Origin of the sequence: Pseudomonas sp. TREG-RG-20F-10-E-6-01 (assembly GCF_022662455.1) — a bacterium.
GTDB lineage: Bacteria > Pseudomonadota > Gammaproteobacteria > Pseudomonadales > Pseudomonadaceae > Aquipseudomonas.
The window spans coordinates 310,159-322,173 of sequence record NZ_JAKNQP010000002.1; the positions used below are offsets into that span (position 1 = coordinate 310,159).

Genomic DNA, 12,015 nt, shown 5'->3' on the forward strand with positions numbered 1-12,015 from the left:
TCAGCGCAACTTCTTGATGCGTTCGCTTGGGCTGATCACGTCCGTCAGGCGGATGCCGAACTTCTCGTTGACCACCACCACCTCGCCATGGGCGATCAGGGTGCCGTTGACCAGCACGTCCAGCGGCTCGCCGGCCAGGCGGTCGAGTTCGATCACCGAACCCTGGTTGAGCTGCAACAGGTTGCGGATGTTGATTTCGGTGCTGCCCACTTCCATGGAAATCGACACCGGGATGTCGAGGATCACATCCAGGTTCGGGCCGTCGAGGGTCACCGGGTCGTTGTTCTTCGGCACGCTGCCGAATTCTTCCATTGGCAGGCGCTTGCCGGCCGGCGCGGTGGCGGCGTCGGCGGCCAGCAGCGCGTCGATGTCGTCCTGGCCGACATCGCCGGTTTCTTCCAGCGCTGCAGCCCACTCGTCAGCCAGGGCCTGGTCTTCGGCGGAAGTGTTTTCGTGTTCGGTAGCCATTACATGTCCTCGGCGAAGCAAAAATAATTGGTGATCAGCGGCGGTTGATCGGTTCGATCACTTGCAACGCCAGGTTGCCTTTGTGCGAACCCAGCTTGACCTTGAACGACGGCACGCCGTTGGCACGCATGATCAGTTCTTCCGGCAATTCCACGGGAATCACGTCCCCCGGCTGCATGTGCAAAATATCGCGCAGACGCAGCTGGCGACGGGCCACGGTGGCGCTCAGCGGTACGTCGACGTCCAGTAGGTCTTCGCGCAGGGCCTTGACCCAGCGCTCGTCCTGGTCGTCCAGGTCGGACTGGAAACCGGCGTCGAGCATTTCGCGCACCGGCTCGATCATCGAGTACGGCATGGTCACGTGCAGGTCGCCGCCACCGCCATCGAGTTCGATGTGGAAGGTGGAGACCACAATGGCTTCGCTGGGGCCGACGATGTTGGCCATGGCCGGGTTCACTTCCGAGTTGATGTACTCGAAGTTGACTTCCATGATCGCCTGCCAGGCTTCCTTCAAGTCGATGAAGGCCTGCTCAAGCACCATGCGCACCACGCGCAGTTCGGTCGGGGTGAATTCACGGCCTTCGATCTTGGCGTGACGGCCGTCGCCGCCGAAGAAGTTGTCCACCAGCTTGAACACCAGCTTGGCGTCGAGGATGAACAGCGCGGTGCCGCGCAATGGCTTGATCTTGACCAGGTTGAGGCTGGTGGGCACGTACAGCGAGTGCACGTACTCGCCGAACTTCATCACCTGCACGCCGCCCACCGCCACGTCCGCCGAACGGCGCAGCATGTTGAACATGCTGATACGGGTGTAGCGGGCGAAACGTTCGTTGATCATTTCCAGCGTCGGCATGCGTCCACGGACGATGCGATCTTGGCTGGTGAGGTCATAACTTTTGACGCTGCCGGGTTCGGCAGCCATTTCGGTCTGTACCAGACCATCGTCGACGCCATGCAACAGCGCGTCGATTTCATCCTGGGACAGCAGGTCTTGCACGGCCATGTCGTGATCCTACTGCAATACGAAGTTAGTGAAGAGCGCCTGCTCGACCACGACTTTGCCAAGCTCTTTCTGGGCCACTTCCTGCACGCTGGCAGTGACCTTCTGGCGCAGCATTTCCTGGCCTACCGGCGTGGCCAGGCTGTCGAAGCTCTGCCCGGAGAACAGCATCACCAGGTTGTTGCGGATCACCGGCATGTGCACTTTGAGCGCATCCAGGTCCGCCTGGTTACGCGCCAGCAAGGTGATGCTCACCTGCAGGTAGCGTTGACGGCCGTTCTGATTGAAGTTGGCCACAAAGGCCGGCAGCATCGGTTCGAAGATTGCCGGTTGCTTGACGTTACTGGCGGTTTCGGCGGCGGGTGCCGGTTTGCTTGCACTGCTGTGCATGATGAACCAGGTGCCGCCAATCGAGGCGCCGATGGCCAGGAGCAGGCCCAGCACGATCAGCAGGATAAGCTTAAGCTTGCCTTTGCCTTTGCCTGCGGGGGGAGTTGCTGCGTCGTCGCTCTTCGCCATGCCAATAATCCGTCACTATTCTGGAATTCATAGATCTACGGAAAGGCAAGAGCAAGTGTTATGCCAGAGTTGTCTGGTAACCCGGTAAGCGCGAACACCACATATCAAATGTGGGAGCTGGCTTGCCTGCGATGGCGGTGGCTCAGCTCACATCTGTGTGACTGATACACCGCCATCGCAGGCAAGCCAGCTCCCACATTGACCGGGTTTCAACAGGTGTCAGGCGTAGTAATCAACGGCGCTGGAGCCGATCACTGTCTGGGTCACGGGCGCGACCGCTGCCGCCACCTCAGCGTGATCACCGGCATCCCCGCCATCACCCCGCCCGCCGCTGCCACTCACGCCGCGCGCCTGGTTCTGCTGCTGTTGATCCTGGCCCTGGCCCTGGCCCTGCCACCCACGCGACTGGTCGGAGACGTTGACGTCGACCTGCCCCATGCCTTGCTGGGCAAACATCTCCCGCAGACGGCCGGACTGGGTTTCCAGTGCTTCACGCACCACGGCGTGACCGCTCATGAACGTGACTTGGGCCTGCTGGTCCGCGGTCATGTTGACCTTGATGTCCAGGCGCCCCAACTCTGCCGGCTGCAATTGAATTTCTGCCGACTTGAGGTTGGCACTGGACAGGTACATCACGCGGTTGACCACTTCCTCGGTCCAGCCGCTCTGGTGCATGGCCAGCGGCGCATTCGCAACCGGTGGCAAGGCATTCGCGGTTTTCGGCGTGGCGGCCTGGGTCAATGCGGCGAGGCGGTTGGCGAAATCATCCACGCGGGTGTCGCTGCTGGCGTCTTTCAAATCCTTGAGGCCACCTTCGATCAGCCCGCTGAAGGCTTTGTCGCCGCCCTGGTCGGTGCTGTCCTTGGTGGTTTGCTGATCGACCATAGTCGCCAGGCCCGCAGCAAAGCTTTGCGCAGCGGTCGGCTGATCCTGCGTGGTGGTCGGTGCGGCTTTCTGCGGCGTCTGGCTACTGGCCGAAACGTGACCGCCCTGCTCCATCGCCAGGCGCACGGCGGGCATCGAGTCCAGCGGATCCGCTTGCGGGTCGAACGCCGGCTGCTTGGCGTCATCGGTGGCAGCCACAGCGGGCGCGACGACTGGCTGGGCCTTGTCGTCTTTGGCGGCTACAGGTGCCGGCGTTTCTACCGGGACGGGCACGGGGACCGGTGTGACCGCGGCAACCACTGCCGGGTCAACCACGGGATCAACCGGAGGCTGCTGCGCCACCGCCGGGTCGGCGGTTTTGTCGTCGTCATTGCTGGCGCTGTCGTCGGATTTAGCCGGCGGCTTGGCAGGCAAGGGATTGCCGCTATCGGCAACGGCCGGCTTGCTGGCGGCAGGCTTATCGTCGCCTGCAGCCGGCTTGGAGGGGGTGTCCGAGGGCTTGTCACGCGTGACTTTGGCCGAGGCCTCGTCGCTCTTGAGCGTCGGTTTCGGGCTTTGGTTTGCAAACACTTGCGCGAAGCCAGGGCCCTTGCCTCGTGGGTCCGCAGCCGCTACCGAGGGGGTGGCGGCCGGCGCTTGAGGCTTGGCCGCAGCGGCAGCCTGAAGAAGCGAATTGGGGGCGACTGGCATAGGTAAGGGTCTCCACTGCACTGGGATCGGGGATGCAGTATCCAGAGGTAGAGCAAGAGTTGGGCCAGGTTTACCTCGAGCCCTCAATCACAGCTGAAAACGCTGACGCTCGTGTTCGTACAACGGCCGAACCAGCGCGAATTCCTGGTCGATTTCGTCGACCAGTTCATCCAGGTCCACGCGTGTCAGCTGCGCAGAGCCGTCTTCGAGCCGGCGGCAAAGTTCTGCCAACCGCACCGCCCCCAGGTTACCGCTGCTGCCCTTGAAGCTATGCGCGATCCGTCCCAGCGCCTTGGCATCGTCGCGAGCCTTGCGCAACGCTTCGACGCGCTTCTGCGAATCGTCAAGGAAGGTATCCAGCAGTTTCGGGTACTCGCCTTCCATCACTTCCTGCAAACCCGACAACACATCGGGGTCCAGATGAATCTCAGCCACTTGTTCGCTCCTTGATCAAGAATCGGCGGATTATGCCAGAGCCCCCCAGCAAAACTCCACGCACACACTGCGCCCGCCATCGGACCAGCGTACATCGCTGCTCAACTGGCGCACCAGGCTCAAGCCGCGGCCAGACAGACGGTCGACATCCATCGGCCGCGCCAGCACCTGCTCCACGTCAAACCCCGGGCCGCTGTCCTCAATGCGCAGCGTCATGTTGCCGCCCGTGGCGGTCGGCACCACCTGCACATGCACCCGCACGTAACCGCTGTTCAACTGCCCCAGCCGCTCATTGCGCTGGCGGTAGTAGTCGGCGAACCCCTGGGCATCACGCTTGAGGCGCGAATCCAACCCCAGCACACCATGCTCCAGCGCGTTGGAATACAACTCGGCCATCACACTGTAAAGTGCCCCGCTCTGCCCCCGCAGCCCCTGAATCTCCAGCAGCAACTGCAGCAGATACGGTAACGGGTTGTAGCTTTTGAGGGTCTGCGCACGGAATTCGAAACTCACCGACCAATCCAGCGGGCACGACTGCCCGCTGTCGGCGTAGACGGGCTCGGCCGCGCGCAACGGCTGGCCGGCCTGCAGGGTGATTTCCACCATGCTGACGTCATCGCGCGCCTGGCCACGAAACGCCGCCAGCGCCCGCTCGATGTCTTCGAATAACCGGTCGGGCTCGCGGTTGGCCGCGAACACCTGCTGCAAGCGCTCGGCGCCGAACAGCTGGTCATTGGCGTCAGCCGTGTCGAGCACACCGTCGGAGAGCAAAAACACCCGGTCGCCCAGCGCCATGGGCCAGACCTCGGTGCCGTCATCGAACGCCTGCGCCGACAACACACCCAGTGGCAGGTGCCGCGACACCAATGGCGTGCGCTTGCCCGTGGCGACTTCATGCACATAGCCTTCGGGCATCCCGCCGTTCCACACCTCCACCACGCGCCGCTGAGCGCTCAGGCACATCAGCGTGGCGCAGCAGAACATGTCCACCGGCAGGATGCGTTTGAGCTTGGCGTTCATCTCGCGCAGGGTCTGCGCCAGGCCGTAGCCCTTGGCGGTCATGCCGTAGAACACTTCCGCCAGGGGCATGGCCCCCACGGCGGCCGGCAGGCCATGGCCGGTGAAGTCGCCGAGCAAAACATGCATGTCGCCGGAGGGTGTGTACGCCGCCAGCAGCAGGTCGCCATTGAACAGGGCATAGGGCGATTGCAGGTAACGAATGTTCGGCGCCGCATTGATACAGCCCGAATGCGCCACCTTATCGAACACTGCCTTGGCCGCGCGCTGCTCGTGCAGCAGGTAGTCGTGGTGCCTGGCGATCAGGTCACGCTGCTGCAAGACCGTGGCCTGCAGCCGGCGCAGGCGGTCCATGGCGTTGATTTTCGCCGCCAGGATCAACTGGTTGTAGGGCTTGGGGAGGAAGTCATCGCCGCCCGCGTCCAGGCACTGGGCCAGCGCCTCGCTTTCGCGCAGCGAGGTCAGAAAGATGATCGGAACCAGCGCCTCACCGGCGAGCTGCTTGATGCGCCGCGCGGCTTCAAAGCCGTCCATCACCGGCATCAGCGCGTCCATCAACACCAGTTGCGGGCGCTCGCGGGTAAACACCTCGACCGCCTGCGCGCCGTTGGTGGCGGTAAGTACTTGGTGCCCCTGACGCCGAATGATGGTCGACAGCAACAGCAAATCGGCGGCGCTGTCTTCGGCGATCAGGATCGTCAGCGGTTCAAGGACCGGGGCCAGGCTGCTCAACTGAGATCGAACAGTTTGTCAAAGTTGGAAATGGCGAGGATCTTGCGCACATCGGAGTTGCTGTTGATCACCTGGACTTCGGCATTGTCGCCACCGGCATGGTCACGCAACAGCAGCAACATGCCCAGGGCCGAGCTGTCCATGTAGGTGGTGTCTTTGAGGTCCACCACGTAGACCTCGGGCACCTTGTAGAACCGCTCGTAGGCATCACGAAAGGCCTGATGGCTACCGAAATCGAATCGCCCTTTGACGGTAATCGTCAATTTTTTCCCATCCAGGGATACTTCTGACACGACTGACATGCGACTGCTTCCTTGTCATTGGCAATGTGCAACAAGGTTTAGCAGGTGATCGGGGTATGGGCAACACAGCCAATCAAATGTGGGGGGGCTGGCTTGCCTGCGATAGCATCACTGCGGTATGCCTGATCCACCTCGGTGCCTGCCTCGCGGGCAAGCCCGGCTCCCACAGTGGGCCGGTGGTGGCCGTTAGTACTGTGATTGGCGCGGTAGTCGCTGTGACAGCTCGTCGAGCAGCTTTTGTTCGCGCTTGTCTTCAATCGCCCGCGCTTCATCGATGTAGCGCTGCACCAGCTTGCGCAAACCTTCGACCCGGGCAAACGCCGCCTGCCACGCCTCGCGGGCTTTATCGAGGTTGTTCTGGTGCCAGGCCAGGCTCTGGCGCTGTTGGCCTACGGCGGTTTCCAACTGGTTGAGGAAGCCCTGGTAACCCATCAGCCATTGGCCGGAAACACCCTTGCTGCCGCGCTCGATCCATTGCTGCTGGTATTCGCCGCGAAAGCGCTCCAGGTCGCCGAGCTTGCTTTCCGCCAGGCGCACCTGCCCCTGAAAGTAGCCCAGGCGTTGCGCGGCGGTTTTTTCGGCCTTCTCCGCCATGTCCACCACTGGGGCCAGGCGCGAGGAACGGGTGCTGGCCATGGCTTAACCGCCTGGCGCCGGGGCGAAGATCGAGCCCAGATGCGCTTCGCTTTCGCCCATGCTGATCTTGTCGTTGAGGCCCTGGCGCAGGTAGGTCACCAGCTGCGGTTGCAGGGCAATCGCCAGGTCGGTTTCGCGATCACCGCCGGCCACGTAGGCACCCACGCTGATCAAGTCGCGGCTCTGCTGATAGCGCGACCACAGTTGCTTGAAATGCTGGGCGCGGGCCATGTGCTCCGGCGTGACCACCGCCGGCATCACCCGGCTGATCGACGCTTCGATATCGATGGCCGGGTAGTGCCCTTCTTCGGCCAAACGCCGCGACAGCACGATGTGACCGTCGAGCACGCCACGCGCCGAGTCGGCAATCGGGTCTTGCTGGTCATCGCCTTCGGACAGCACGGTGTAGAACGCCGTGATCGAACCGCCGCCGGCCTCGGCATTACCGGCACGCTCAACCAGCTTGGGCAGCTTGGCGAACACTGAAGGCGGGTAGCCTTTGGTGGCCGGCGGTTCGCCGATGGCCAGGGCGATTTCCCGCTGGGCCTGGGCGAAACGCGTGAGCGAGTCCATCAGCAACAGGACGTTCTTGCCCTTGTCGCGAAAATATTCGGCGATGCGCGTGCAGTACATGGCCGCGCGCAAACGCATCAGCGGCGCATCATCGGCCGGGGATGCGACGACCACCGAACGCTTGAGGCCTTCTTCACCGAGGCTGTGCTCGATGAATTCCTTCACTTCACGGCCCCGCTCACCGATCAGCCCGACCACGATGATGTCGGCCTCGGTAAAGCGCGTCATCATGCCAAGCAACACCGACTTACCCACGCCGGTACCGGCAAACAGGCCCAGACGCTGGCCGCGGCCGACCGTCAATAAACCGTTGATGCTGCGAATGCCCACGTCCAGCGGCACGCTGATCGGGTTGCGGTTGAGCGGGTTAATGGTCGGGCCGTCCATCGGCACCCAGTCTTCGGCCTTCATGCCGCCCTTGCCGTCCAACGCGCGACCGGCGCCGTCGAGCACGCGGCCGAGCATGCTCATGCCCATCGGCAGGCGGCCGGTATCGGCCAGTGGCACCACGCGCGCACCGGGGGCGATGCCCGCCAGGCTGCCGACCGGCATCAGGAAAATCTTGCTGCCGGAAAAGCCCATCACTTCGGCTTCGACCTGCACCGGGTGGTAGCTGTCGTCGTTGATCACCAGGCAGCGGCTGCCCATGGCGGCACGCAGGCCTTCGGCTTCGAGGGTCAGGCCGACCATGCGCAGCAGGCGCCCTTCGAGGATCGGCTGGCCGGGCAACTCAGTGGCCTCGGCGTAGCCGCTCAGGCGCTTGGCGAAGCTGGTGCGTTCAAGGCGCATCGGCGGCGTCCAGGTCCACACTCATATCAGGCTCGGCCGGGTGCAGGGACTGTTCATGCAATTGATCGAACATTTTCGCCATGATCTGGCTGATGCGGGTTTCCACCGTGGCATCGATGCGGCTGTGCTCGGTTTCGACGCGGCAGCCACCGGGCAGCAGCGCCGCGTCCTCGACGATGCGCCAGGTTTCTTCATGGCGCTCGCGCAGGGCTTTGACCTGTTCGAAATCCTGCGGGTTGATGTACAGCCGCACATTGCCGACGCCCAATGGCAGCAGCTTGAGGGCTTCGCGCATCACGCTTTCGATGTGGCTGGAATCGAGCACCAGCTCGCGCTGGATCACTTGGCGCGCGATGTGCTCGACCAGCCCGACCATGGATTTTTCCAGCTGCGAATCCTGTTCGGCGATCGGGTCGAACAGGTTGCCCATCAAGCGCTCAAGGCTGGCCAGCTTGACGCTCAGCGCCTCCTCGGCCTCTTGGCGAACTTTGAGGGTGGTGCTACGAAAACCGTCTTTTTCACCCGCCGCGAAGCCCTCGTTGTAGGCCTCCTGGCGGATGGCTTCCAATTCTTCAAGGGTCAGTGGCTGGACTTCATCGAGCGGCACTTCTTCCATTTCGGCCGGCGTTTCAACCACCGGCTCCGGTTCAGGTTCCGGCACATGCGGATCGAAGCTGGGCAGCGACCAGATGTCGAACCCGCCGACATCCCGCGCGCGAATCAGATCGCTGGGCGTCTCATCTTTGTTCGACATGGGACGCGCCTTAGATCATTTCTTCGCCGCCCTTCCCACCGAGAACGATTTCTCCGGCTTCGGCCATACGGCGGGCAATGGTGAGGATTTCTTTCTGCGCGGTTTCGACGTCGCTGACGCGCACCGGGCCTTTGGCTTCGAGGTCGTCGCGCAACAACTCGGAAGCACGCTTGGACATGTTCTTGAAAATCTTCTCTTTGACGTTTTCGTCCGAACCCTTGAGGGCCAGCACCAGCACGTCGGAGGAGACTTCGCGCAGCAACGCCTGGATGCCACGGTCATCGACATCGGAGAGGTTGTTGAACACGAACATGAGGTCTTCGATCTGGCCGGACAGGGTGTCGTCGATCTCGCGGATCGAGTCCATCAACTGGCCTTCGACCGAGCTGTCGAGGAAGTTCATGATGTCGGCCGCACGCTTGATGCCGCCCAAGGTGGTGCGCGAAGCGTTCGAGTTGCCAGAGAACTGCTTTTCCAGAATTGTGTTGAGTTCTTTCAGGGCTGCCGGCTGCACGGTGTTCAGCGACGACACGCGCAGGATGATATCCAGGCGTACTTTATGGTCGAAGTGGCCGAGCACTTCACCGGCCTGGTCCGGGTCGAGGTAAGCGACGACGATTGCCTGGATCTGCGGGTGCTCGTAGCGGATCACGTCGGCCACCGCGCGCGGCTCCATCCACTTGAGGCTGTCCAAGCCACTGGTGTTACCACCCAGCAGGATGCGGTCGATCAGGCCATTGGCCTTGTCTTCACCGAGTGCCGAGGTGAGCATCTTGCGGATATAGCTGTCGGAGCCGACGCCCAGGCTGGTCTGGTCGCCGACGATCTCGACGAACTCACTCATCACCTGCTCGACTTGCTCGCGGTGCACATTGCGCATCTGCGCCATGGCCACGCCCACGCGCTGGACCTCTTTAGGCCCCATGTGGCGCAGCACTTGGGCAGCGTCGGTTTCACCCAGGGACAGCAACAGGACTGCGGCTTTGTCGACCTTGGTGAGCTTGGCAACAGCGGCTCGATTATCACTCATCTGCGTTGATCCACTCTTTCACGACCTGGGCCACACGGCCCGGGTCTTCTGCTACCAGACTCTTGATTGCATTCAGCTGAGCGTCATAGCCTTCGCTCGGGCTTGGCAACAGGATACTTTGCGGGCCGCCGAGGCTGACGCGGTCGTTGGCCAGTTCGCCGTCCAGGCCGCCCATGCCACCCAACTCGACGTCGCCACCGGCCAACGCCAGCTGTTTTTTGCCGTTGCCCGTAATATTGTTGAGCACCGGGCGCAACACGCCAAACACCAGCACCAGAATGAACAACACACCCAGCACTTGTTTAACGATGTCCCAGAACCACGGCTGCGTATAGAACGCCGGGTCGGCGATCACTTCGGCGCGCTCAGCGGAGAACGGCATGTTGATCACGCTGACGCTGTCACCACGGCTGGCGTCGAAGCCGACGGCGTCCTGCACCAGGCGCGTGAAACGGGCCAATTCATCGGTGCTCCAAGGCGCACGGGTGACGGCGCCGTCAGCCGGGTTGACCTTGACCTGATCATCGACCACTACCGACACCGACAGGCGATTGATCTTGCCCTGCTGCTGCTTGGTGTGGCTGATGGAACGGTCGAGTTCGAAGTTCTTGGTCGACTGGTTACGCTTGTCCGCCGGGTACGGCGCGAGCATCGGCTGGCCGGTGGCCGGGTCCATGATCTGCTGGCCGTTGGCGTCCAACAGTGGCTGACCAGGCTGAATCGCGCCCGCTGTCGCGGCGGCGCCACCGGTGGTTTGCGGTGCAGTGGCCGGGGCCGGTGGCTGGTTGCTCAGGGCACCCGGCACACCTTGCGGGCCATTGCTGGCGGTGCGTTGTTCGCTGGTCGATTGCTCGCTGCGCAGCGCCGGCTGGTCCGGGTTGAACTGCTCGGAGGTCGACTCGACAGCACTGAAGTCCACGTCGGCAGACACTTCAGCTTTATAGCGGTCGTTGCCCAGCACCGGCTGCAGAATGTTGTGCACACGCTGAGTGAGCATGCTTTCCATGCGGCGGCTGTAGTCGAACTGCTTGCCGGCCTGGGTCAGCGCGGAGTTCTCGGCCTGGTCGGACAGCAGGTTGCCCTTCTGGTCCACCACGGTGATTTGCGACTTGCTCAATTCAGGAACGCTGGTGGCCACCAGGTTGATGATCGCCAGGACCTGGCCAGGCTCCAGGGAGCGGCCGGAAAACAATTCGACCAATACCGAGGCGCTTGGCTTGCGCTCGTCGCGCACGAACACCGAGCTTTTCGGAATCGCCAGGTGCACGCGGGCGCCCTTGACGTTATTCAAGCTTGAGATGGTGCGTGCCAGTTCGCCTTCCAGGCCACGACGGTAGCGCGTGGCCTCCATGAACTGGCTGGTGCCCAGGCCCTGGTCCTTGTCGAGAATTTCAAAACCGATATTGCTGTCGGACGGCGTGACGCCGGCGGCCGCCAGCTTCATGCGCGCACGCGCCACGTCATCGGCCTTGACCAGCAAGGCCCCGGAATTGGGCTCCACGGTGTAGGCGATGTCGGCGGCGGCCAGGGTTTCCATGATCTGCTTGGAATCCATCCCGGCCAGGCTGCCGTACAGCGGGCGGTAATCAGGTTGCTGCGACCACAGCACCACGGCAAAACCAATCGCCACGCTGGCAGCCAGGCCGACCATCAGGCCCACCTGACGCAACATGGTCATTTCGGAAAGGTTTTCCAGGAACGACAGGCCAAACAGCGGCGGCTTGCCGTCTGCCTTGGCGGGTACGTTGTCCACGACTGCTTCTGCCATGACTTAAATCTCGTCCTTAAACCGGCATCTGCATGATGTCTTGATAAGCCTGAACCAACTTGTTACGCACTTGGGTCAAGGCCTGAAAGGAAACGCTGGCCTTTTGCGAAGCGACCATCACATCGGTGAGGTCCACGCCGCTTTTGCCGATCTCGAAGGCGGTAGCCAACTGATTAGAGGCTTGCTGGGTATCACTGACTTTGTTGATTGCCTGACCGAGCATGTCGGCAAAACTGCTTTGGCCCAATTCCGGCGCAGGCGCGACGGATTTCGGTTGAGCCATGGCATCCATTTGCATGGAGCGCATATCCAACATCAACCGATTGAACTCAATACCCTGGCTCATGACCTTCTCTCTCCGACGACCCGCAATTTTTTGACACTACGCAGCGGTTACTAGGGGTGGTAGCAACAAGG

13 protein-coding genes are annotated in these 12,015 nt (G+C 62.3%); all 13 read right to left on the reverse strand.

The annotated features are described in order from the left end of the window. The 13 genes from fliN to fliE all read right to left on the reverse strand — a co-directional run bounded on the left by fliN (position 1) and on the right by fliE (position 11,944). Positions 1-468 carry a flagellar motor switch protein FliN gene (gene fliN, locus L8K08_RS07820; protein ID WP_057700902.1) on the reverse strand — a complete coding sequence of 156 codons (468 nt, stop codon included), beginning with the start codon at positions 466-468 and terminating at the stop codon, positions 1-3. A gap of 34 nt (positions 469-502) precedes the next feature. Next, complete coding sequence (gene fliM / locus L8K08_RS07825) at positions 503-1,471, reverse strand: flagellar motor switch protein FliM (protein ID WP_010166091.1); 969 nt, start codon at positions 1,469-1,471, stop codon at positions 503-505. Between the two features lie 9 nt (positions 1,472-1,480). Beyond that, positions 1,481-1,987, reverse strand: coding sequence for a flagellar basal body-associated protein FliL (gene fliL / locus L8K08_RS07830; protein WP_145158871.1), 507 nt, complete (start codon positions 1,985-1,987; stop codon positions 1,481-1,483). Positions 1,988-2,206: 219 nt separating this feature from the next. Continuing rightward, the gene (locus tag L8K08_RS07835) at positions 2,207-3,562 is read right to left on the reverse strand and encodes a flagellar hook-length control protein FliK (protein WP_242195617.1); all 1,356 of its coding nucleotides are present in this window, start codon (positions 3,560-3,562) and stop codon (positions 2,207-2,209) included. Positions 3,563-3,649: 87 nt separating this feature from the next. Then, a complete protein-coding gene (locus L8K08_RS07840; RefSeq protein WP_106576461.1) occupies positions 3,650-3,997 on the reverse strand; it encodes an Hpt domain-containing protein in 348 nt (115 codons plus the stop codon). Between the two features lie 30 nt (positions 3,998-4,027). Further along, complete coding sequence (locus L8K08_RS07845) at positions 4,028-5,746, reverse strand: fused response regulator/phosphatase (RefSeq protein ID WP_242195620.1); 1,719 nt, start codon at positions 5,744-5,746, stop codon at positions 4,028-4,030. Further along, on the reverse strand, positions 5,743-6,048 hold the full coding sequence (locus L8K08_RS07850) for an STAS domain-containing protein (RefSeq protein ID WP_106576459.1): 306 nt from the start codon (positions 6,046-6,048) through the stop codon (positions 5,743-5,745). Before L8K08_RS07850 ends, L8K08_RS07845 begins: the two co-directional genes overlap by 4 nt. Positions 6,049-6,234: 186 nt before the next feature. After that, the gene (fliJ, locus tag L8K08_RS07855) at positions 6,235-6,684 is read right to left on the reverse strand and encodes a flagellar export protein FliJ (protein ID WP_106576458.1); all 450 of its coding nucleotides are present in this window, start codon (positions 6,682-6,684) and stop codon (positions 6,235-6,237) included. Positions 6,685-6,687: 3 nt separating this feature from the next. Beyond that, entirely contained in the window at positions 6,688-8,046 is a 1,359-nt protein-coding gene (gene fliI, locus L8K08_RS07860; protein ID WP_145158879.1) for a flagellar protein export ATPase FliI, read from the reverse strand. After that, positions 8,036-8,800 carry a flagellar assembly protein FliH gene (fliH, locus tag L8K08_RS07865; protein ID WP_145158881.1) on the reverse strand — a complete coding sequence of 255 codons (765 nt, stop codon included), beginning with the start codon at positions 8,798-8,800 and terminating at the stop codon, positions 8,036-8,038. Before fliH ends, fliI begins: the two co-directional genes overlap by 11 nt. A gap of 10 nt (positions 8,801-8,810) precedes the next feature. Further along, complete coding sequence (gene fliG, locus L8K08_RS07870; protein WP_010208743.1) at positions 8,811-9,830, reverse strand: flagellar motor switch protein FliG; 1,020 nt, start codon at positions 9,828-9,830, stop codon at positions 8,811-8,813. Then, positions 9,823-11,598, reverse strand: coding sequence for a flagellar basal-body MS-ring/collar protein FliF (fliF, locus tag L8K08_RS07875; RefSeq protein WP_242195623.1), 1,776 nt, complete (start codon positions 11,596-11,598; stop codon positions 9,823-9,825). Before fliF ends, fliG begins: the two co-directional genes overlap by 8 nt. A gap of 16 nt (positions 11,599-11,614) precedes the next feature. Further along, entirely contained in the window at positions 11,615-11,944 is a 330-nt protein-coding gene (gene fliE / locus L8K08_RS07880; protein ID WP_016972029.1) for a flagellar hook-basal body complex protein FliE, read from the reverse strand. Positions 11,945-12,015: the final 71 nt, after the last annotated feature.